Origin of the sequence: Streptomyces sp. NPDC047841 (assembly GCF_040704085.1) — a bacterium.
Classification (GTDB): domain Bacteria; phylum Actinomycetota; class Actinomycetes; order Streptomycetales; family Streptomycetaceae; genus Streptomyces; species Streptomyces argyrophylli.
On record NZ_JBEYRP010000014.1, the window covers coordinates 231,306 to 251,217 of the forward strand.

Here is a 19,912-nt window from a genome sequence, read left to right on the forward strand (position 1 = left end):
GGCCGACGGGTGGGCGGCACCGGAGATCCGAGGGCTGCGCCCCAGGGCTTCAGCCCAGGTGGTCCTCGGCCAGCCGCGCCGCGACCCGTTCCAGGATCGGCCCCGCGTCCGCGATGCACCGGGCGACGTCGGGCTCGACGGATGTCAGGGGGTAGGCCCGGGCGATACCGGCCCGCAGCAGCGCCTCCGCCGGCAACGCCAGCCGCCCGCACACCGCCACGACCTCCTTGCCCGCCGCCCGCGCCGCCGCGGCGACCCCCGCCGGCGCCTTGCCGTGCAGCGTCTGCTCGTCCAGCGACCCCTCCCCGGTGATCACCAGCGAGGCCCGCTCCAGGGCGGGCGCGAAGCCCAGCACGTCCAGCATCACCTCGATGCCGGGGCGGAACCGCGCACCGAGCAGCAGGGCCCCGTAGCCGATGCCCCCGGCCGCGCCCGCGCCCGGCGCCGCCGCGTACTCGGCGGCCCGCGGCCCGGTCTCGGCCTCCAGCACCTTCGCGAAGCGGGCCAGCGCCGCGTCCAGCGTCTCCACGTCGTCCGGCGAGGCCCCCTTCTGCGGGCCGTACACCGCCGGCGCGCCCTTCGGGCCGGTCAGCGGGTTGTCGACGTCGCTGGCCAGCACCAGCTCGACCGAGGACAGCCGCGGATCGAGACCGGACAGGTCCGCCCGCGCGAGGCCGGCAAGTCCGCCGCCGCCCGGCGGCACCGGCTCGCCCTCCTCGGTCAGGAACCGCGCGCCCAGCGCGGACAGCATGCCCGCGCCGCCGTCCGTCGTGGCGCTGCCGCCGACGCCGAACACGATCGTCCGCGCGCCCGCGTCCAGCGCGGCGCGCAGCAGCTCCCCGGAGCCGTACGTCGAGGCGGTCAGCGGCGCGAAGACCCCGGCGGGCAGCCGTTGCAAGCCGCTCGCCTCGGCCATCTCCACCACCGCGGTGCCGCCGCGCAGCGCGAACGCGGCCGTGACCTCCTCGCCCAGCGGCCCGGCGACCCGCACCTCCCGGCGCTCGAAACCGGCCGCGACCGCCGCGTCCACGGTCCCGTCGCCGCCGTCGGCCACGGGCAGCGCCTCCACCTGGAGATCCGGCACGACCCGGCGCAGCCCGGCCGTCACCCGCTCGGCGACCTGCACGGCCGTCAGCGAGCCCTTGAACTTGTCCGCGGCGATGAGCACCCGACGGGTCTCGTTCACTGCAGCGTCCGCCACCTTGTCTTCCCCTTGCTCTCCGGGCCCCGCGCACGTCGGGGCCAGTCGCGCCGCTGTGACCATAACCGCAGGACACCCCCGCCGTCATGCCCCGCCCGAACCCTGGTCGAGCAGCGGGGAGCCGGCCGGGCGAAGTGGGTACACCCCTGCCATGAGCACCCAGCGCAGCGGTCCGGACCTCGCCGACCGCGTCCACGGCGGCTGGCTCGGCCGGATCGCGGGCAACATGCTCGGCAAACCGGTGGAGCAGGGCGAGGTGTGGACGCGCGACCGCATCGACCGCTATCTGCGCCGGGCCGCGGCCCTGCCGCTGACCGACTACCTGCCCGAGCCGGCCGACGCGGAGGAGGCCGCCGTACTGCGCCCGGAGTGGCGCGCCTGCGTGCGCGGCCGGATCCACGGCAGCTGCCGGGACGACGACATCGACTACGCGATCCTCGGCCTGCACCTGCTGGAGACCCACGGCTTCGGCTTCAGCACCGAGCAGGTCGGCGACCTGTGGCTGCTCAGGCTGCCGTACCTGCAGACGTTCACGGCGGAGCGGGCCGCGTACCGCAACCTCGCCAACGGGCTGAAACCGCCGCTGACGGCGACGTACGACAATCCCTGCCAGGAGTGGATCGGCGCGCTGATCCGCGCCGACGTCTACGGCTGGACCTGCCCCGGCGATCCCGTCCGGGCCGCCGGCCTGGCCCGCCGGGACGCGGTGCTCTCGCACACCGGCAACGGCGTGTACGGCGCGATGTGGGCCGCCGCGCTGATCTCGGCGGCGTTCACCGCCCCGGGCGTCCGGGACGCCCTGGAGACCGCGCTCTCGGTCGTGCCGGCGAGCAGCCGACTGGCCCGGACCGTGCGGCGGGTGGCGAGCCTGCACGAGGCCCGGCTGCCCTGGGAGGAGACCCTGGCCACGGTGTCCGCGGAGACCGCGGGGCTCGGCTGGATCCACACGGTCCCGAACGCCGCCGTCCTCACCGCCGGACTGCTGTACGGCGACGGCGACTTCACCCGGACCATCGCCCTGACCGTGCGCGGCGGCCTGGACACCGACTCCAACGGGGCGACGGCCGGTTCGGTGGCCGGGGTCCTCACCGGGGCAGAGGCCATTCCGGCGCGCTGGCGGGACCCGCTGGAGGACACGGTGCGCAGCGCGGTGTTCGGCTTCGACGGCGTGCGGATCAGCGCGCTGGCCGAACGCACCCTGCGCCTGGCGGCGAGCGGGACGTAGCCGGCGGCCGGCTGGTTACCCTTTCCTGATGACCACCACCCAGGATTTCGCCGCGTACATCGCGAGCCTGCCCCGTGTCCTCGCCGGGGCCGCCGCCCTCTTCCGGGACGCCGGGGGGCGGGTGCTGCTCGTCGAACCCAACTACCGTGACGGCTGGGCCCTCCCGGGCGGGACCATCGAGTCCGACGACGGGGAGACGCCGCGCCAGGGCGCCCGCCGGGAGACGCTGGAGGAGATCGGGCTCGACCGGGAACTCGGCCGGCTGCTGGCCGTGGACTGGGTGCACGGCGCGGGCCGGCCGCCGCTGGTGGCGTACCTGTACGACGGCGGTGTCCTGACCGGGGACGAGCTGAAGGCCATCCGTCTGCAGGAGGAGGAGCTGCTCTCCTGGCGCCTGGTCGCCCGCGAGGACCTCACCGCCCATCTGCCCGGGGCGCTGGGCCGCCGCGTGCTGGCCGCGCTGGACGTCCTCGCGGACGGCTCGGGCACGGCGGAGCTGGAGAACGGCCACCGGGTGGCCTGACCGCCCGGCCCGCCGTACGACCGCCCAGCCCTCCGTGTCGCACGGACGACGCGTTCGACGGCGTCCCGCGGTCCCGGTGGTTATCCGCTCGCGGCGGCCGCGCCGCGCGCCCTACCCTCGATGGCATGGCCAAGCCCCTCGTCGCCCTGCTCAGCGGGGCCGGTATCTCCACCGACTCCGGCATCCCGGACTACCGCGGGCCGAACGGACTGTGGCGGCGCGATCCGGAGGCCGAGAAGCTCGTGACGTACGAGTACTACATGACGGACCCGGAGATCCGGCGGCGGTCCTGGCAGATGCGCCGGGAGAACCGCACGCTCCAGGCCCGGCCGAACGCGGCGCACCGGGCCGTCGCCGAGCTGGAGAGGTCAGGGGTCCCGGTCCGGGTCATCACGCAGAACGTGGACGGCCTGCACCAGCTCGCCGGTATGCCCGCCCGCAAGGTGCTCGAACTCCACGGCAGCGCCCGCGGCGTGGTGTGCACCGGGTGCGGGGCCCGGGGACCGATGGAGGACGCCCTCGCCCGGGTGGCGGCCGGCGAGGCGGACCCGCCGTGCCTGGAGTGCGGCGGCATCCTGAAGTCGGCGACGGTGATGTTCGGCGAGCGGCTGGATCCGGTGGTCCTCGGGCAGGCCGTGGCGGTGACCAAGGCCTGCCAGGTGTTCATCGCCGTGGGCAGCAGCCTCCAGGTGCAGCCCGCCGCCGGCCTCGCCGGCGTGGCCGCCGACCACGGCGCACGCCTCGTCATCGTGAACGCCGAGCCCACGCCCTACGACGACCGGGCCGACGAGGTCGTCCGGGAGCCGATCGGCACCGCGCTGCCCGCGCTCCTGCGCACCCTGAGCGGCTGAGGGCGCCCGGCCTGCGCCGTCGGCGGGGCCGGACCGGGGTCAGAACAGCACGGCCCCCCGTTCGAAGTCCAGCAGGCGGCGCTTGCGGTGGAGGCCGCCGCCGTAGCCGGTGAGGCTGCCGTCGGAGCCGATCACACGGTGGCAGGGGACGATGATGCCCACGGGATTGCGGCCGTTGGCGAGGCCCACGGCGCGGGAGGCGCGGGGGTTGCCGAGGGCGTCGGCCAGTTCGCCGTAGGTGCGGGTCTCGCCGTACGGGATGGCGGTGAGCTGCTGCCAGACGCAGCGCTGGAACGGTGTGCCGTGCAGGCCGAGCCGTACGGTGAACTCCTTGATCTCGCCCGCGAAGTACGCCGTCAGCTGCTCGGCCGTCTCGGCGAAGACGGGCAGGCTGTCGTCGCGCGGGCCGAACCGCTCCTCGCCGGGGCGGTGCCGCTGGTCCACCATGTACAGGCCGCACAGGGCGCCGTCGGCGTCGGCGACGAGGGTGAGCGGCTCGTACGGGCTGTCGATCACGGTGTGGCGGTTCATCGAAGCCCTTCAGGCCGGGAGGAAGTTGATCGGGTGGCTGTCCGTCGCCCACAGGTACTGCACCGCGTACGACCGCCAGGGCCGCCACGTCTCCGCGCGGGCGGTGAGCGCGGCCGGGGTGGCCGGCAGGCCCAGCTCCTTCGCGGCGCGCCGGATGCCGAGGTCGGTGGGGAGGAAGGCGTCGGGGTCGCCGAGGGCGCGCATGGCGATGACGTCCACCGTCCAGGGCCCGAAACCGGGCAGCGCGAGCAGCCGGGCCCTCGCCTCCGCCCAGTCGGCCTCCACGCCCAACTGCAGTCCGCCGTCGGCGAGTTCGCGGACGAGGGTGGTGAAGGTGGTGCGCCGGGTCCGGGGCATCGCCAGGGTCTCCGGGTCGACGGCGGCCAGTGCCTCGGGTGAGGGGAAGAGGTGGGTGAGACCGCCCTCGGGGTCGTCCAGGGGCTTGCCGTGCGCGGTGACCAGGCGGGCGGCGTGGGTGCGGGCGGCGGCCGTGGAGACCTGCTGTCCGAGCACTGCCCGGACGGCGAACTCCGCCTCGTCGACCGTGCGCGGCACCCGGCGGCCCGGGGCCCGGTCCACCAGGGGCGCGAGGGACGGGTCGGTGCGCAGGTGGCCGTCGACCGCCAGCGGGTCGGCGTCCAGGTCGAGCAGCCGGCGGCAGCGGCTGATGGCCACGGTCAGGTCGCGCAGGTCGCTCAGGGTGAGGCGGCAGGCGATGTGGTCGGGGCGGGGCGCGAGCGCGGCGATGCCGTGGCCGTACGGCAGTCGCAGGGTGCGGCGGTAGGCGCCGTCGCGCCACTCCTCGACACCGGGTACGGCGGTGGCGGCGAGGTGGCCGAAGAGGTTGGACGGGTTCAGCGGGGCGCGGAACGGCAGCCGCAGGGAGAGCACGCCGGGGGTGCCCGCGCCGCTCTTCGGGGCCCGGGCGCGCAGCTCGCTCGGGGGCAGGGCGAAGACCTCGCGGACGGTGTCGTTGAAGGCGCGGACGGAGGCGAATCCGGCCGCGAACGCGATCTCCGCCATCGGCAGGGCCGTGGTCTCGATGAGCAGCCGCGCGGTCTGGGCCCGCTGCGCGCGGGCGAGCGCGAGCGGGCCGGCGCCCAGCTCGGCGAGGAGCTGGCGCTCCACCTGCCGGGTGCTGTAGCCGAGCCGGGCGGCGAGTCCGGGCACGCCCTCGCGGTCCACGACCCCGTCCGCGATCAGCCGCATGGCCCGGGCGACGAGGTCGGCGCGCGCGTTCCACTCCGGGGAGCCGGGGCTGGTGTCGGGGCGGCAGCGCTTGCAGGCCCGGAACCCGGCGTTCTGGCAGGCGGCGGCGCTCGGGTAGAACGTCATGTTCTCCGGCTTGGGCGGCACGACCGGGCAGCTCGGCCGGCAGTAGATCCGGGTGGTCAGGACGGCCGTGAAGAACCATCCGTCGAAGCGCGCGTCCTTGGACCGCACGGCGCGTACGCAGTGCTCCCGGTCGAGGGGCATCCCTGTCTGCATACGCCCAGCATGGCCCACCGCGCGCCCCTGCCGCTGGCGGGAATCCGACATCAATGTGGGCCTGGCCAGGGACCCCGGCCGCTTATCTCATGATCGAGCGGTCGGTCGGGTCTCGCTGGGCCGTTCGGATCCGTGGCGGAAGCGGGTGATCCAGTCGGCGGTGGTCCGCAGGCCGCCGAACGTGTAGAAGTGCACCTTCACCGTGCCGTGCCGGGCCGGGTCGTAGCGGTCGGCCAGTGCGTGCAGGAAGCGGTCCGGGCCGGCCGTGCCCACGAGGCTGGTCAGCGAGAAGCCGTACTTGCGGGCCACGGAGGCGCTGGTGCCGACGCCGAACCGGCCGGCGTAGCGCAGCAGCCGGCGCACCCCCGCCGGTCCGGGGACGCCGACGCGGACGGGCAGGGTCACGCCCCGCGCGCGCAGGGCCTCCAGCCAGGCGAGCACCGGGTCGGCGTCGAAGCCGAACTGGGTGATGACGTCGCCGGTGAACCGGTCGGCCCCGAGGGCCGCCGCCTTGTCCGTGAGCGCCTTCCACAGCAGCCGGTCGGCTATCCCGGGGTGGCCCTCGGGGTAGCCGGCGATCCCGACGTGCCGGACGCCGTGGGGACGCAGCAGCCCGGTGCGCAGGACGGCGAGGGCGTCCTCGTAGGGCCCCTCGGGCCGGGCCGGGTCGCCGCCGACGACGAACACGTTCCCGGCGGTGCCGTCGGCCGCCAGCCCGGCGAGGAACTCCTCCAGGGCGGCCCGGGAGGGCAGGCGGCGGGCGGAGAGGTGCGGTACGGGGACGAAACCGAGCCGTTTGACCGCGCGGGCGGCGGCCAGCCGGGTCCGGGTGTCCTCGCCGGCCAGGAAGGTGATGTTGATCCGGGTGCCGGGCGGGATGCCGTCCCGCGCCTCCTCCAGCCCGGGCACGTCCTTGCCGGTCATCTCCAGCGAGAAGTCGTCCAGCAGCGCGGGGTCCATCGTGTTCCTCGTACTCCTCGTGCTCCTCGTACCGCGACACGGCGCACCGCACCCGCCACGGGCGGCGCGCGGGCCCGGCCGATGATGTCACGTGGGGGCGGTGTTTCCGTGGGCAGGGGCCCGGGACGGCTGGTGGGCGGGGGCGATTGGTGGGGGGCGGGGTGCGGCCGGTGGGCCTCGGTCTGCGGAGTTATGGACCGGTGAAGCGGGCCCTGTTTGGTTCTGGTCGTCGGGCCAAGGGGTGGGCAGGGTGGGGGTTCCGATCGTCGAGGAGGTCCCGTTGAGCGTTTCGTCGAACCCGGCTGCCCGAGCGGTGGTGGCGTGACCGTGCGATTCCGGCATGCCGAACCGGTGCGGGCCGCCTTCCCCGGCCTGTCCGCCGGTGCGCTGTACGCCGCCGGCGTCGGCGCCCCCGTGGACACCGGGCCCCGCGCCGCCGCGTACACCGCCCGGGCCGCCGCACGGCTGGCGGGAGCCACCGAGGGCGAGTTCCCCGAGGTGCTGGCCTGGCGGCGGGCCTTCGCCCGGATGGGGCTGAAGCCGACGCGGTACCGGTCCGCCTCCGAGTCACTGCTGCGCCGGCTGCGCAAGGAGGGCGCGCTGCCGCGCATCCATCCGCTGGTGGACCTGTGCAACGCGGTCTCGGTGGCGTACGCCGTTCCGGTGGCCGTCCTCGACGTCGACCGGATCACCGGGCCGCTGCTGGAGGTGCGCCCGGCCCTCGGGGACGAGACGTACACGGCGTTCGGCGGCGCCGTCGAGCATCCGGCACCCGGCGAGCTGACCTTCGTCGACTCGGCGGGCCGGGCCCACGCGCGCCGCTGGACGCACCGGCAGAGCGGCCACTCGGCGGTGGGCACGCACACCGGACGGGTGCTGGTGGTGACGGAGGCGATGCACGAGGGCGGCGCGCAGAGCGTGGCCGAGGTGCTGAAGACGGTCGAGGAGGAGGTGGCGGCGCACTGGGCGGCCACCACGGCGGCGGCCGTGCTCACCCCGGCCGCCGCCGAGTTCGCCTTCGGCGGCTGACCGGCCGAGGGCAGTATGGGCGGGTGGACGAGGGGCGGGACACGGTGGAGATGCCTGCGCGCGGCTCGGACTTCCTGCAACTGGCGGTCGCCGACGTGCCCGCCGGAGGGAAGGCGGAGTGGCTGGCCGGACGGCTGCGGCAGGCCATAGCGGACGGCCGGCTGACGGTGGGCAGCAGACTGCCGCCGACCCGGGTGCTCGCCGCGGAACTGCGCGTGTCGCGGGGCGTGGTGACCGAGGCGTACCGGCGTCTCGCCGAGGACGGCCAGGTGGCGGGCCGCCGCCGCGGAGGCACGGTGGTGGTGGCGGCGCCGTTCGCCACCGTGCCACCGCCGGCTGTGGGTGACCGGTCCGCGGGCGGGTGCGTGCCGGGCACGGGGGACGCGGCGAGTGGGAGCGGGCCGCCGGGTGAGCGTGGGGCGGGCGGCGGCGGGATCGTTCGCGGCGGCGGGAGCGGTGCCGCCGCCGGAAGCGCCGGCGTCGCCGGGCCGGGAGGGCGGTACGCCGATCGGGGAGCGGACGGGCCCGCCGGGCCGTACTCCGGTCCGGCCGCCGTCGGCTCCCCCGGTCGAGGCGACGGTGGGCCCGGTGGGCTGTTCGGTGGGGACCCCGGCGCGGAGGTGTTCGACGCGTTGCGGGCCGCCCCGGCCGCCGTCGACTTCACGCCCGGGCGGCCCGACCTCACCACCTTTCCCCGTGCCGCCTGGCTGCGGGCCGAGCGGGCCGTGCTCGCCGAACTCTCCGCCGAGCAGCTCGGCTACGGCGACCCGCGCGGCGCGCCCCGGCTGCGGCGGGCGGTCGCCGACTGGCTCGCGCGGGTGCGGGGTGTGCGTGTGGAGCCGGACGCGGTGCTGATCGTCGCGGGCACCGCGCAGGCGCTCACCCTGCTGCACCCGGTGCTGCGGGCGGACGGCGTCCACGCGGTCGCGGTGGAGGAGCCCGGCTCGCTGGGGGCCCGCCGGCACCTGCGCAACGGCGGCCTGGCCACCCCGCCGGTACCGGTCGACGAGGAGGGCGTACGGGTCGACGCGCTGCGGGCGACCGGCGCCCGGGCCGTGCTGCTCACGCCCGCCCATCAGTTCCCCACCGGCGTGGTGACCAGCGGCGAGCGCCGGCGGGAGTTGCTGGAGTGGGCGCGGGACGGCGGGCTGATCCTGGAGGACGACTACGACGCCGAGCACCGCTACGACCGGCCCCCGGTCCCCGCGCTGCGCGCCCTGCTGGCCGACCGGGTCTGTTACCTGGGCAGTGTGTCGAAACTGCTCGCGCCGGCGCTGCGGATCGGCTGGCTGGTGGCACCGGCCCGGTACCGCAGGGCGCTGACCGACGCCAAACGCTTCAACGACCTGGGCAACGCGGTGCTGCCGCAGCTGGTGCTCGCCCGGCTGATGGAGTCGGGGGAACTGGAGCGGCACCTGCGGCTGGTGCGCGGGCGCCACCGCAGGCGCAGGGACGCGATGATCACCGCGCTCGCCGAGCATCTGCCGGGGGCGCGGGTGCACGGGGCCGCGGCGGGCCTGCACCTGACGGTGACGTACGCCTCCGACGTGCCCGACACGGAGTTCGCGGCGGCGGCGCTCGCACGCGGTGTGAAGTGCCAGCCGCTGTCCTGGCACCGGCAGGCGCCCGGACCGCCCGGTCTGGTCCTCGGTTACGCGGCCACCGCGCCGGGTGTGGTGGCGCAGGGCGTGGCACTGCTCGGCAGGACCCTGCGTGAGCTGGGGTGACGGGGGCGGGGCCGGAGGCCGGCGGGGGGCTCAGCTCACCGCTTCGTGCCGGGATTCGTGACCGGTTGCCAGCGCCCAGAGCACGAAGACGTCGATGGCCAGCAGGATCAGTGACCAGACGGGGGCGTACGGCAGGAACAGGAACTGGGTGATGAGGCTGAACGCGACGAGGACCATGCCGACGACGCGGGCCCAGGCCATGTGCATGAGCAGGCCCACGCCCGTCGCCAGGACCAGGGCGCCGATGACGATGTGGATCGTGCCCCAGCCGGTGAGGTTCATCTTGTAGATGTAGCTGCCGATGCGGTAGTAGACGGCGTCCCCGGTGACGGCGGCGATCCCCTGGAAGAGGGCGAGGAGGCCGCTGCACATCATCAGGACCCCGGCGAACGTGACGCCGCCGGTCGCCCAGGCGCCGCCCCGGGCGCCGGGCTGCCGCGGCGGCCACTTGCCGCCCGGGCTGGTCGGTCCGGTGGGCTGCGCTGCCTGGCTCATGAGCGTGTCCTTTCTGCCTCCCCGTTCGTCCGGATGCCCGCGCGCTCCCGGGGAGCGGGTGGGCACTCCGAGCGTTGGCCAGGCAGCCGCCGGGCGCACCGAGGGATACGCCGTTCGGGTGACCCCCGGTCGATCGGCCGGGGCCGGCCGGCGGCGGCGCGCGTCAGCCGGCCTCCCGGGCGAACGCCGCGTACGCCCGTTCGTCGAAGAGCACGAACCGCGCCTCCTCCACCGCCGTCGGCGTGTTCCGTACGGTCTGCACCGCGATGCGGGCCGCGTCCCGCATCGGCCACCGGTAGACGCCGGTGGAGACGGCCGGGAAGGCGACGGCCCGGGCGCCGAGTTCGTCGGCGACGCGCAGGGACTCGCGGTAGCAGGAGGCGAGCAGGTCGGAGCGGTCCTCGGTGGCGGACCAGACGGGTCCCACGGTGTGGATCACCCAGCGGGCGTCCAGTGCGCCCGCCGTGGTGGCGACCGCCCGGCCCGTGGGGAGGCCCTTTCCGTACCGGGAGGCGCGCAGGGCGCGGCACTCCTCGACGATGGCGGGGCCGCCCCGGCGGTGGATCGCGCCGTCCACGCCTCCGCCGCCGAGCAGGGAGGAGTTCGCCGCGTTGACGATGGCGTCGGCGTGCTGCCGGGTGATGTCGCCCTGGACGAGGGTGATGACGGTCATGTCTGCCTCGGCTGGTGGTCGTCAGGTCTGTCTCAGTCTCCGCCAGACGGCCTTGGCCGCGTTGTGTCCGGACATGCCGTGGACACCGGGACCGGGCGGGGTGGCGGAGGAGCAGATGAAGACGGCCGGGTGGGGGGTGTGGTACGGGAACAGGGTCGGCTTGGGGCGCAGCACCAGCTGGAGTCCGGAGGCCGCGCCGCAGGCGATGTCACCGCCGACGTAGTTGGCGTTGCGGGCGGCCATCTCGGCGGGTCCGGCGGTGGCGCGGGCGAGCACGCGGTCGCGGAAGCCGGGGGCGAAGCGCTCCAGCTGGCGTTCTATCGCGTCGGTGAGGTCGCCGGACCAGCCGTTGGGCACATGGCCGTAGGCCCAGAAGACGTGCTTGCCCTCGGGGGCGCGGGTGGGGTCGGCCAGGCTGGGCTGCACGGTGATCATGAACGGCCGGTCGGGGGCGCGGCCCTCGCGGGAGACGGCGCGCAGGGCGGTGCCGATCTCGGTGTGGCTCGCGCCGATCTGGACGGTGCCGGCGTTACGGGCCTCGGGCGCGGTCCAGGGCACCGGGCCGTCCAGCGCGTAGTCGATCTTGAAGACGCCGGGGCCGTAGCGGTAGCGCGCGTAGTGGTCGCCGAAGCCGGCGATCCGGGCGAGCGCGGTGGGCGAGGTGTCGAAGACGTACGCGCGCGCGGGCGGCAGGTCGTCGAGGCGCTTGACCTCGTAGTCGGTGTGCACGGCGCCGCCGAGGTCGGTCAGGTAGGCGGCGAGGGCGTCGGAGATGGCCTGGGAGCCGCCGCGGGGCACGGGCCAGCCGCGGGCGTGGGCGGAGAGCGCGAAGACGAGCCCGATGGCGCTGGTGGCCAGGCCGCCCAGCGGTGCCATCACATGGCCGACCAGGCCGGCGAAGAGCGTCTTGAACCGTTCGTCCTTGAAGCGGCGCATCAGCCAGGTGGACGGCGGGAGCCCGGCCAGGCCGAAGCGGGCCAGGGTGACGGGGTCGCGGGGCAGCGCGGACAGCGGCAGGGACATGAAGTCCCGCACGAGGGTGTCCCAGTGGGCGAGGAGCGGCTCGACCAGTCTGCGGTACGCGCCCGCGTCGCGCGGTCCGAAGGAGGCGGCGGTCTCGGCGACCGAGCGGGAGAGCACGGCCGCGGTGCCGTCCGGGAACGGGTGGGCCATGGGCAGCGGGGCGTGCAGCCATTCCAGGCCGTACCGGTCGAGCGGAAGGGCACGGAACGCCGGGGAGTTGATGCCGAGGGGGTGCGCGGCCGAGCACGGGTCGTGCCGGAAGCCGGGCAGGGTCAGCTCCTCGGTGCGGGCGCCGCCGCCGACGGCGGGTTTCGCCTCGAACAGGGCCACGGAGAAGCCGCGGCGGGCCAGCTCCACGGCTGCGGTCAGTCCGTTCGGCCCCGCACCCACCACGACCGCATCGAGCATCGACGACACCTTCGGACCCCTTCGTCAGCCGACGGTCATTCGCGATCAGGATATGCCGGGGGTCCGGCACTCCCCCGGCCCGGGTGGTCCCGGGGAGTCAGGACCCGGTGCGCAGCAGGTCCGCCACCCGGCGGGCGGTGGCGGCGTCCCGGGCGGCGGTGAACGGCAGGGCGTTGCCGCCGGTGACGCGGAACGGCTCGCCGGTCAGGGTGAGGTGCGTGCCGCCCGCCTCCTCGACCAGGAGCAGACCGGCCGCGTGGTCCCAGGCGGCCTCCCAGGAGAACGCCACGGCGTCCAGCTCGCCCCGGGCCACGGCGAGGTACTCCAGGCCCGCCGAGCCGCACGCGCGCGGGGCGATGCCCTCGGTCCACAGCGAGCGCAGCGCGTGCTTCTGCTCGTCGGTGGTGAAGTCCGGGTGGGAGGTGGCGACGACGAGGTCCCGGCCGGGCGCGGGCGGCCCCGCGAACAGCCGCTCGCCGTCGAGGTGGGCGCCCTGGCCGCGGACGGCGGTGGCGAACTGGTCGCGTGCCGCCGCGTAGGTCCAGGAGGCGATCACGGTGCCCCGCCGGACGAGCGCGACCAGGGTGCAGAAGCCGTCGTCGCCGTGCACGAACTGGCGGGTGCCGTCTACCGGGTCGACGATCCACACCGGTACGTCGTCCTGGATCGCCCGGTACACCGCCGGGTCGGCGTGCACCGCCTCCTCGCCGACGACGACCGAGCCGGGCAGCAGGGCGCCGAGGTCCTCGGTGAGCCGCAGTTCGGCGAGGCGGTCGGCGTCCGTCACCAGGTCGTGCGGGCCGCTCTTCTGGTCGACCTCGTGCGCGGCGAGGCGGCGGAAGCGGGGCAGGATCTCGGCCGCGGCGGCCTTGCGGACCGCCTCCTCCACGTCGGCCGAGCAGCGGGCGAGAAACTCCTCGATGGTTTCCGTCTCTTCGATCATGCCCCCCATGAGAGCACGTCCCACTGACAATCCCCGCCCCCGTCCGGTGTACCCGGGGTGGAATCGGGATGAAGAGCGGGGGCCGGTGCCGTCCGCGGGGCCGGGCACGGCCGTCAGCGGCCCACGGCGTACCCCTGCATGCCGCGCGGGTTGGCCGCCGCCGACAGGACGCCGGTCTCCGGGTCCCGGGCCACCGCGCACAGCCGCCCCTCGGACCAGGCGGGGCCGACGGTGACGTCGTGGCCGCGCCGCCGCAGCTCCTCGATCACCCCGGCGTCCATGCGGGACTCCACGGTCACGCCCCCGGCGTGCCGGCCGCGCGGATGGAAGGAGCTGGGGTGGTTGTCGTTGTGCCAGTTCGGGGCGTCGATGGCGCCCTGGAGGTCGAGGCCGCCGCGGACGGGGGCGCGCAGGGCGGCGGCCAGGAAGAAGTGCAGCTGCCACTGGTCCTGCTGGTCGCCGCCGGGCGTGCCGAACGCCATGACCGGCACGCCGTCGCGCAGCGCGAGGGACGGGGTGAGGGTGGTGCGGGGGCGGCGGCCGGGGGTGAGGGTGCCCGGCAGGCCCTCCTCCAGCCAGGTCATCTGCAGGCGGGTGCCGAGCGGGAAGCCCAGCTCGGGGACGACGGGGTTGGACTGGAGCCAGCCGCCGCTGGGGGTGGCCGCGATCATGTTGCCCCAGCGGTCGACGACGTCCAGGTGGCAGGTGTCGCCGCGGGTGGTGCCGTCGGCGGCGACCTCGGGCTCGCCGGGCAGCCCCGCCACGGTCGGTTCACCGGCGCCCATCGGGTCGAAGCCGTGCTCCGCGCCGTCCCGCACGCGCGCGCGTGCCTGCGCGGGCAGCCGTGGGGTACGGCCGCCGGGGCTGCCGGGGCGCAGCCCGTGGTCCGCCTTCTCCCCGACGAGGGCGCGCCGGGACGCGTTGTACTCCTCCGACAGCAGGTCCGCGAGGGGCACCTCGGCGGCGTCCCCGTACCAGGCCTCGCGGTCGGCCATGGCGAGCTTGCAGCCCTCGATCAGCAGGTGGACGTAGTCGGCGGAGCCGTAGGCGGGCAGCTCGGGCGGGAGCAGGGCGAGCTGCTGGAGCAGCACCGGGCCCTGGCTCCAGGGGCCGGCCTTGCACACCGTCCAGCCGTTCCAGTCGTACGTCACCAGTGTCTCGTAGGCCGCCGACCAGCCGGCGAGGTCGGCCTCGGTGAGGGTGCCGGTGTGCCGCTCGCCGCTGGTGTCCAGGGTGGGCCGGCGGGACTGCCGTACCAGGGCCTCGGCGATGAAGCCGGAGCGCCACACCTCGCGCGCGGCGTCGATCCGGGCCTCCCGGCCGCCCGCGCGGGCGGTCTCGGCCAGCAGCCGCTTCCAGGTGGCGGCCAGGGCGGGGTTGCGCAGCAGGGCGCCGGGCCGGGGTGCCCGGCCGCCCGGGAGGTACAGCTCCGCCGAGGAGGTCCACTCGGTCTCGAACAGCCGCCGTACGCTCTCGACGGTCAGGCCGACGTTCTCCACGGGCGCGTGCCCGTGCTCGGCGTAGCCGATGGCGTACTTCAGGACGTCGTCCAGCGACTTGGTGCCGTGGTCGCGCAGGAGCAGCAGCCAGGCGTCGAAGGCGCCGGGAACGGCGGCGGCGAGCGGTCCGGTGCCCGGTACGAGGTCCAGCCCGAGCCCCCGGTAGTGGGCCGCCGTCGCGCCCGCCGGGGCCACGCCCTGCCCGCACAGCACGCGCACCGCGCCGCCGGCCGGGGCGAGCAGGATGGGCACCTCGCCGGCCGGCCCGTTGAGGTGCGGCTCCACGACGTGCAGCACGAACGCCCCGGCCACGGCCGCGTCGAACGCGTTGCCCCCGTCCTCCAGCACCGCCATCGCCGACTGGGAGGCGAGCCAGTGGGTGGAGGACACCATGCCGAAGGTGCCGCTCAGGGTGGGACGGGTCGTGAATCGCATACCTGACCTCGGTGTCTGTGGACGTCGACGGGCCCGCGCGGCAGCGCGTACGGCCTCGGCGCCGGCCGCTGCTGCCCGCAGGGTAGGTAGGCGCGACCGGCCGGCGCCACCCCTTCCGACCGCCCGGACGGACCTCCGGACCGGCGGCGCCACCGCTGGGGAGGGCCGCGCGCGTGGTCGGCGGCGGCCCGCCGGCCGGGGGAACACCACGGCCGGTCCCCGCGTTGATCCCTTGCGGAGGGACGGAGGCCCAGGCAGTGCACGGTGAGTACAAGGTGCCCGGCGGCAAGCTCGTCGTCGTGGACGTGGACGTCGAGGACGGCGTGCTGCGGCACGTGCGCGTCGCGGGAGACTTCTTCCTGGAGCCGGACGAGGCGCTGGAGGCGGTGGACCGCGCGCTGGAGGGCGCCCCGGCGGACACGGACGCGGCGGGACTGGCCGCGCGGATCGAGGCGGCGCTGCCGGCGGGGACGGTGATGTACGGGCTGACGCCGGAGGGTGTCGGCACCGCGGTGCGCCGCGCGCTCGCGCACGCCACGGACTGGACGGACTACGACTGGCAGCTGATCCACGAGGCCCCGCAGCCGCCCGCCCTGCACATGGCGCTGGACGAGGTGCTGACCGCCGAGGTGGCCGCGGGGCGGCGGCCGCCGACGCTGCGGGTGTGGGAGTGGGGCGCCCCGGCGGTGATCATCGGCAGCTTCCAGTCGCTGCGCAACGAGGTGGACCCGCAGGGCGCCGCCCGGCACGGCATCGAGGTGGTGCGGCGGATCTCCGGCGGCGGCGCGATGTTCGTGGAGCCCGGCAACACGATCACCTACTCCCTGTCGGTGCCCGAGTCCCTGGTGCAGGGCCTGTCCTTCCAGGACAGCTACGCCTATCTGGACGACTGGGTGCTGGGCGCCCTCGGTGACATGGGCATCCGGGCCTGGTACCAGCCGCTGAACGACATCGCGACCGACCAGGGCAAGATCGCGGGCGCCGCGCAGAAGCGGATCGTCGGCCCCGGCGGCGGCCCGGGTGCCGTACTGCACCACGTGACCATGTCGTACGACATCGACGCGGACAAGATGGTCGAGGTGCTGCGGATCGGGCGGGAGAAGCTGTCCGACAAGGGGACCAGAAGCGCGAAGAAGCGGGTGGACCCGCTGCGGCGGCAGACGGGGCTGCCGCGCGAGGCCGTCATCGACCGGATGATCGCGTCCTTCCGCGCGCGGTACGGCCTGGAGCGGGGCAAGGTCACCGACGAGGAGCTGGCCCGGGCCGAGGAGCTGGCCCGCACCAAGTTCTCCTCGCCGGAGTGGACGGCGAGGGTGCCGTAGCCGTACCCGCGCCGCGCCGGCCGCCGTCGGCGGGTCGTGGTGCTCGGGGCCGGGCGGCGGGGCATAACGGGCAGAGCAGCACGTCGTGAACGGGCGGCCGTGACCGGGTGGGTACGCAGCGAGTTGGCCCTTCCGCCGCACAGGGAGTCGTGTGAGACTGTCGTCCCCGTCCACCATGCGGACTCCTTCCGCACCCCCTCCCCCACGAGAAGTGCGCCGTGCGTTCCCTTCCTCTGCCGCTCGCTCTCACCGCGCGTCTGACGCCGGTCGCGGTGCTCGCCTGTGCCGGCTGGGCGCTGACGTCCGGTCCGGCGGCGCCGCCCGCCTCCGCCGGGCGCCCGACGGCCCAGAAGACGCCCGCCGGGTCCTCCACGGCCGCCCCGTCGTCCACCACGGCGGCGAAGACGTACAGCTCCGCGCCCGCCCCCTGCTCCGCCGTGCCCGCCGGCACCGTCAAGTCCCTGGTGCCCGGGGCGAAGACGGCGGGCAAGGAGATACCGTCCACGGACACCGCACTGCGCCGCACCTGCTCCTGGAACGCGCTCCAGGGCTACGACTACCGCTGGCTCGACGTGTCCTTCGAGATCAGCGAGTCCGACCAGCAGGCGAAGAAGGAGTACGAGCAGCGGGTCGCCGAGAAGAGCGGCGGCGGGGTCGTCCCCGGCCTCGGCGACAGCGCCTACTCCGTCGTCAACCTCACCACGGAGGACGGCCAGCAGACCCGTGAGGGGGTGGTGCTGGTCCGTGCCGCCAACGCCCTCGTCGTCGTCACCTACAACGGCAGCGACTTCGAGAACAAGAAGGCCCCCGGCACGGACGAGATCAACAAGGGGGCCATCAAGGCGGCGAAGTCCGCGGTGGCCGCGCTGGGCGGCAGCCGGGGCTGAGCCGCACACCGGTCCGGTGACGAGCCGGAGCCGAAGCCCGTACACGCAGCCCCGTGCCGAGCTCAAGCACCGTGCTCCAGTGCCGAGGACGAACACTTCGTGCCGCCCTTCCGGAGGCTCGGGCGGTGCCCGTGTGCGGTGGTCAGTCCGGGGCGTCCGTGGGGTCGTCCTCGATGCCGCGGACCACGAAGCCGACCCGGGGGCCGAGTTCGACGCGGTCGCCGTTGCGCAGGCGAACGGCGCGGTCCGGCACCAGGACACGGTCGTTGACGCGCGTGCCGTTGGTGGCGCCCTGCGCGACCTCGGTCACCCAGGCCGCCCCGTCCCCGGTGTGCACGACGGTGGCGTGCCGGGCCGAGACCGTTTGCTCGTCGCCCAGGATCGCCGCCGCCTCGGGCGCCCAGCTGCTGCTGCGTCCCAGCCGGAGCTCCCCGCCGCGCGGCACGTCGAGATGCCGGCCGCCGGCCCGGAAGACGAGCCGGAGCACACCGCCCGGCAGCCGCTCCGGCCGCGGACCCGCGCCGATCCGGGACAGGCACCCGGGGCACACGGCCGTACCGGCGGGAACCACCCTGCGGCACCCCGGGCACCGCTCACCGACGGGCGGCGGGGACGGGCGGGAGACGGCGGCCGGGGAGCCGATGTCGGCGCCCACCTCCCACTCGTCGTCGTCATCCCAGTCGTGCACCTCCGTCACCCGCGTCTCCCTCCTTGAGCACGACCGTCGTGTCCACTCGTCCGCTGTCGGTCTCCCGTACGTCCGTCACCACGACCGTGGTGCCCGGACCGAGGTCGGGGGCGGCGAACAGTTTCCGGGCGAGCGGGTTGATGAGGTGCGTCTCCAGGACCATGCCGATGCCACGGCCGCCGTTCCACTTGTCCCGGGTGCAGTGTTCGAGGAGTTGGCGCCGTGCCGTGTCCTCGATCCGCAGGACGAGTTCGTGGCCCTGGGCCAGCTGGCGCTGGATGTTGCCGACCTGGAGGTCGAAGATCCGCTCGGCGACGTCGTCGGAGATGAAGTCGAAGACGACGACGTTGCCGCCGATCCGGTTCATCAGCTCCGGGCGTCCGATGACCTGTTCGAAGTGCTTCTTGACGTTGTCCCGGACGGTGGCCTTCAGCTTCTGGTACGGGGTACCGGGTTTCACGATCCACTCGCGTTCACCGGTCTCCGGGTCCGTGCGCTGCACGCCGAGGTTGGAGGTGAAGATGAGCACGCACTCGCTGAAGTAGGTGGTCACACCCTGCCCGTCGGTGAGCCTGCCGTCCTCCAGCACCTGGAGGAACTTGTCCAGGATTCCCTTGTCGGCCTTCTCGATCTCGTCGAAGAGGATGACGCGGAAGGGGTTCTCCCGTACGGCGGAGGTCAGTTCGCCGCCCGCCTCGTAGCCGACGTAGCCCGGGGGCGCGCCGACGAGCCGGTCGGCGGAGTGCGCGGCGGAGAACTCGCTCATGTCGAACCGGAGATACGCCTGGTCGCTGTCGAAGAGCACGGAGGCGACGGCCTTCGCCAGTTCCGTCTTGCCGGTCCCGGTCGGGCCGGCGAAGAACAGCACACCGCGCGGCCGGTGTCCGGGGTTGGTGGCCTGTGCCCCGGACAGTCCGAGCGCGGCGCGCTTGAGGATGTCCAGGGTCATCGCCACGGCGGCCTCCTGGCCCAGGACGCGGCTGGGGATGGACCCTTTGTTGCGCGGGTCCTCGCCGCGCTGGATGCGCCGGCGGATCTCGTCGCGGCTCCAGGGGTTCTTCTCCACCCCGAGCCGGTAGATCCGTACGGCGTCCGGCATGGCGGCGAACGGCAGGCCGCGGGAGCGGGCGAGCTTCACGCTCTCCTCCATGGCCCGCAGGCTCAGTCCGTTGGCCGCCCGGGCGAACGCGCCGACCGCCCGCGCCGCCTCCTCGGCGTCCGTACCGCCCGCGTTCGCACCGCCGTCGCGGGCGCCGTGCCCGGGGTAGCGCTCGTAGCGCTCGTGCAGGAGGCCGGCCATCGTGGTGCGCTCGTCCGCGTCCGGTTCGGGGACGGCGACCGCGCGGATCCGCTCGCTGCCGGAGACCAGCCACGCGGGGACGTCCCGCTCCCCCTCGGCCAGCCAGACGACCGGGTTGAACAGACCCGGCCCCTTCGGTACGACACCGGTCCCGACGCGGGGCTCCAACGGCTCGACCTCGTCGGCGAGTTTGAGGCAGGCGAGGAAGAAGTCCCGTTCCTCGGGGGTGACCCGGGAGGGGTCGCTGAGCAAGCGGGAGGCGTGGTCGATCACCAGGGCGACGCGCAGCGGCCGCAGCCGGCGCCCGTCGCGCACCGTCTCCTCCCGCTGCCGCGCCCATCCGCTGGTGATGTTCCGCAACTGCTCCAGCACCGCCTGGCGTTGCGCCGCCGTCTGGCCGGGGAACTCGTGCGGTCCCTGGAGCAGTTCCTCAACGGCCGCGCGGACCTCGCCCTCACCGACCTGCGCCACCCGGAAGCCGCTGACCTGGTCGCACAGCACCAACGCCTCGTAGCCCTTCTCCCGCAGCGGGTTCCAGAGCACGTCGTGCAGCGAGTGGAACCGGTCCCGGCCGCGCCGGCGCACCAGGTGCAGGTCACGGATGTTGCCGTGCAGGACGTACTGCGCGTGCACCCCGAGTGTTCCGGTCAGCTCCTCCACGAAGGGCGGGAGCCGGTCTTCCTTGGACAGGTCCATCGTTCCTC

Annotated in this window: 18 protein-coding genes; 7 read left to right on the plus strand and 11 right to left on the minus strand. The window is 74.9% G+C overall.

Annotation, left to right across the window (positions count from 1 at the left end):
- Window positions 1–49 precede the first annotated feature (49 nt).
- Window positions 50–1,186: a glycerate kinase gene (locus AB0947_RS24825; RefSeq protein ID WP_366752536.1), complete on the minus strand. Its 1,137-nt coding sequence runs from the start codon at window positions 1,184–1,186 to the stop codon at window positions 50–52.
- A 166-nt stretch (window positions 1,187–1,352) separates the two neighbouring features.
- Between AB0947_RS24825 and AB0947_RS24830 the strand changes: the two genes are divergently transcribed.
- The 3 genes from AB0947_RS24830 (at window position 1,353) to AB0947_RS24840 (ending at window position 3,800) form a co-directional block, all read left to right on the plus strand.
- Window positions 1,353–2,426, plus strand: coding sequence for an ADP-ribosylglycohydrolase family protein (locus AB0947_RS24830; RefSeq protein ID WP_366752537.1), 1,074 nt, complete (start codon window positions 1,353–1,355; stop codon window positions 2,424–2,426).
- Window positions 2,427–2,454: 28 nt separating this feature from the next.
- Window positions 2,455–2,949: an NUDIX hydrolase gene (locus tag AB0947_RS24835; RefSeq protein WP_366752538.1), complete on the plus strand. Its 495-nt coding sequence runs from the start codon at window positions 2,455–2,457 to the stop codon at window positions 2,947–2,949.
- Window positions 2,950–3,074: 125 nt separating this feature from the next.
- Window positions 3,075–3,800, plus strand: a complete 726-nt coding sequence (locus tag AB0947_RS24840) for a Sir2 family NAD-dependent protein deacetylase (RefSeq protein WP_366752539.1) — start codon at window positions 3,075–3,077, stop codon at window positions 3,798–3,800.
- Window positions 3,801–3,839: 39 nt separating this feature from the next.
- Here AB0947_RS24840 and AB0947_RS24845 read toward each other — a convergent pair whose 3' ends face one another.
- The 3 genes from AB0947_RS24845 to AB0947_RS24855 all read right to left on the minus strand — a co-directional run bounded on the left by AB0947_RS24845 (window position 3,840) and on the right by AB0947_RS24855 (window position 6,779).
- Window positions 3,840–4,331, minus strand: coding sequence for a methylated-DNA--[protein]-cysteine S-methyltransferase (locus AB0947_RS24845; protein WP_366752540.1), 492 nt, complete (start codon window positions 4,329–4,331; stop codon window positions 3,840–3,842).
- Between the two features lie 9 nt (window positions 4,332–4,340).
- Window positions 4,341–5,819: an AlkA N-terminal domain-containing protein gene (locus tag AB0947_RS24850; RefSeq protein ID WP_366752541.1), complete on the minus strand. Its 1,479-nt coding sequence runs from the start codon at window positions 5,817–5,819 to the stop codon at window positions 4,341–4,343.
- Window positions 5,820–5,906: 87 nt separating this feature from the next.
- Window positions 5,907–6,779, minus strand: coding sequence for a methylenetetrahydrofolate reductase (locus AB0947_RS24855; protein ID WP_366752542.1), 873 nt, complete (start codon window positions 6,777–6,779; stop codon window positions 5,907–5,909).
- A 321-nt stretch (window positions 6,780–7,100) separates the two neighbouring features.
- Between AB0947_RS24855 and AB0947_RS24860 the strand changes: the two genes are divergently transcribed.
- Both AB0947_RS24860 and AB0947_RS24865 read left to right on the plus strand, forming a co-directional pair.
- Window positions 7,101–7,808 (plus strand): phenylalanine--tRNA ligase beta subunit-related protein, encoded by a 708-nt coding sequence (locus AB0947_RS24860; RefSeq protein ID WP_366752543.1) that lies wholly within the window; start codon window positions 7,101–7,103, stop codon window positions 7,806–7,808.
- Between the two features lie 167 nt (window positions 7,809–7,975).
- Entirely contained in the window at window positions 7,976–9,535 is a 1,560-nt protein-coding gene (locus AB0947_RS24865) for a PLP-dependent aminotransferase family protein (RefSeq protein ID WP_366752615.1), read from the plus strand.
- 30 nt (window positions 9,536–9,565) lie between these two features.
- Here the strand turns inward: AB0947_RS24865 and AB0947_RS24870 are convergent, their stop codons facing one another.
- The 5 genes from AB0947_RS24870 to AB0947_RS24890 all read right to left on the minus strand — a co-directional run bounded on the left by AB0947_RS24870 (window position 9,566) and on the right by AB0947_RS24890 (window position 15,011).
- A complete protein-coding gene (locus AB0947_RS24870; protein WP_366752544.1) occupies window positions 9,566–10,030 on the minus strand; it encodes a hypothetical protein in 465 nt (154 codons plus the stop codon).
- Between the two features lie 163 nt (window positions 10,031–10,193).
- The gene (locus AB0947_RS24875) at window positions 10,194–10,703 is read right to left on the minus strand and encodes an O-acetyl-ADP-ribose deacetylase (protein ID WP_366752545.1); all 510 of its coding nucleotides are present in this window, start codon (window positions 10,701–10,703) and stop codon (window positions 10,194–10,196) included.
- A 21-nt stretch (window positions 10,704–10,724) separates the two neighbouring features.
- Window positions 10,725–12,143 (minus strand): NAD(P)/FAD-dependent oxidoreductase, encoded by a 1,419-nt coding sequence (locus tag AB0947_RS24880; RefSeq protein WP_366752546.1) that lies wholly within the window; start codon window positions 12,141–12,143, stop codon window positions 10,725–10,727.
- 88 nt (window positions 12,144–12,231) lie between these two features.
- Window positions 12,232–13,077, minus strand: a complete 846-nt coding sequence (locus tag AB0947_RS24885) for an inositol monophosphatase family protein (protein ID WP_366752547.1) — start codon at window positions 13,075–13,077, stop codon at window positions 12,232–12,234.
- Between the two features lie 113 nt (window positions 13,078–13,190).
- Entirely contained in the window at window positions 13,191–15,011 is a 1,821-nt protein-coding gene (locus AB0947_RS24890; RefSeq protein WP_366752548.1) for a gamma-glutamyltransferase, read from the minus strand.
- 257 nt (window positions 15,012–15,268) lie between these two features.
- Between AB0947_RS24890 and AB0947_RS24895 the strand changes: the two genes are divergently transcribed.
- On the plus strand, window positions 15,269–16,333 hold the full coding sequence (locus tag AB0947_RS24895; protein ID WP_366752549.1) for a biotin/lipoate A/B protein ligase family protein: 1,065 nt from the start codon (window positions 15,269–15,271) through the stop codon (window positions 16,331–16,333).
- 218 nt (window positions 16,334–16,551) lie between these two features.
- Window positions 16,552–17,220 (plus strand): hypothetical protein, encoded by a 669-nt coding sequence (locus AB0947_RS24900; RefSeq protein WP_366752550.1) that lies wholly within the window; start codon window positions 16,552–16,554, stop codon window positions 17,218–17,220.
- 142 nt (window positions 17,221–17,362) lie between these two features.
- Here AB0947_RS24900 and AB0947_RS24905 read toward each other — a convergent pair whose 3' ends face one another.
- Window positions 17,363–17,917, minus strand: a complete 555-nt coding sequence (locus AB0947_RS24905) for an FHA domain-containing protein (RefSeq protein WP_366752551.1) — start codon at window positions 17,915–17,917, stop codon at window positions 17,363–17,365.
- The gene (locus AB0947_RS24910) at window positions 17,892–19,904 is read right to left on the minus strand and encodes an AAA family ATPase (RefSeq protein ID WP_366752552.1); all 2,013 of its coding nucleotides are present in this window, start codon (window positions 19,902–19,904) and stop codon (window positions 17,892–17,894) included. Before AB0947_RS24910 ends, AB0947_RS24905 begins: the two co-directional genes overlap by 26 nt.
- Window positions 19,905–19,912: the final 8 nt, after the last annotated feature.

Excerpts from the sequence above, each read along its gene's own strand:
- AB0947_RS24830 (WP_366752537.1), top strand. The coding sequence starts at position 1,353 with ATGAGCACCCAGCGCAGCGGTCCGGACCTCGCCGACCGCGTCCACGGC.
- AB0947_RS24835 (WP_366752538.1), top strand. The coding sequence starts at position 2,455 with ATGACCACCACCCAGGATTTCGCCGCGTACATCGCGAGCCTGCCCCGT.
- AB0947_RS24840 (WP_366752539.1), top strand. The coding sequence starts at position 3,075 with ATGGCCAAGCCCCTCGTCGCCCTGCTCAGCGGGGCCGGTATCTCCACC.
- AB0947_RS24845 (WP_366752540.1), bottom strand. The coding sequence starts at position 4,331 with ATGAACCGCCACACCGTGATCGACAGCCCGTACGAGCCGCTCACCCTC.
- AB0947_RS24850 (WP_366752541.1), bottom strand. The coding sequence starts at position 5,819 with ATGCAGACAGGGATGCCCCTCGACCGGGAGCACTGCGTACGCGCCGTG.
- AB0947_RS24855 (WP_366752542.1), bottom strand. The coding sequence starts at position 6,779 with ATGGACCCCGCGCTGCTGGACGACTTCTCGCTGGAGATGACCGGCAAG.
- AB0947_RS24870 (WP_366752544.1), bottom strand. The coding sequence starts at position 10,030 with ATGAGCCAGGCAGCGCAGCCCACCGGACCGACCAGCCCGGGCGGCAAG.
- AB0947_RS24875 (WP_366752545.1), bottom strand. The coding sequence starts at position 10,703 with ATGACCGTCATCACCCTCGTCCAGGGCGACATCACCCGGCAGCACGCC.
- AB0947_RS24885 (WP_366752547.1), bottom strand. The coding sequence starts at position 13,077 with ATGATCGAAGAGACGGAAACCATCGAGGAGTTTCTCGCCCGCTGCTCG.
- AB0947_RS24890 (WP_366752548.1), bottom strand. The coding sequence starts at position 15,011 with ATGCGATTCACGACCCGTCCCACCCTGAGCGGCACCTTCGGCATGGTG.
- AB0947_RS24910 (WP_366752552.1), bottom strand. The coding sequence starts at position 19,904 with ATGGACCTGTCCAAGGAAGACCGGCTCCCGCCCTTCGTGGAGGAGCTG.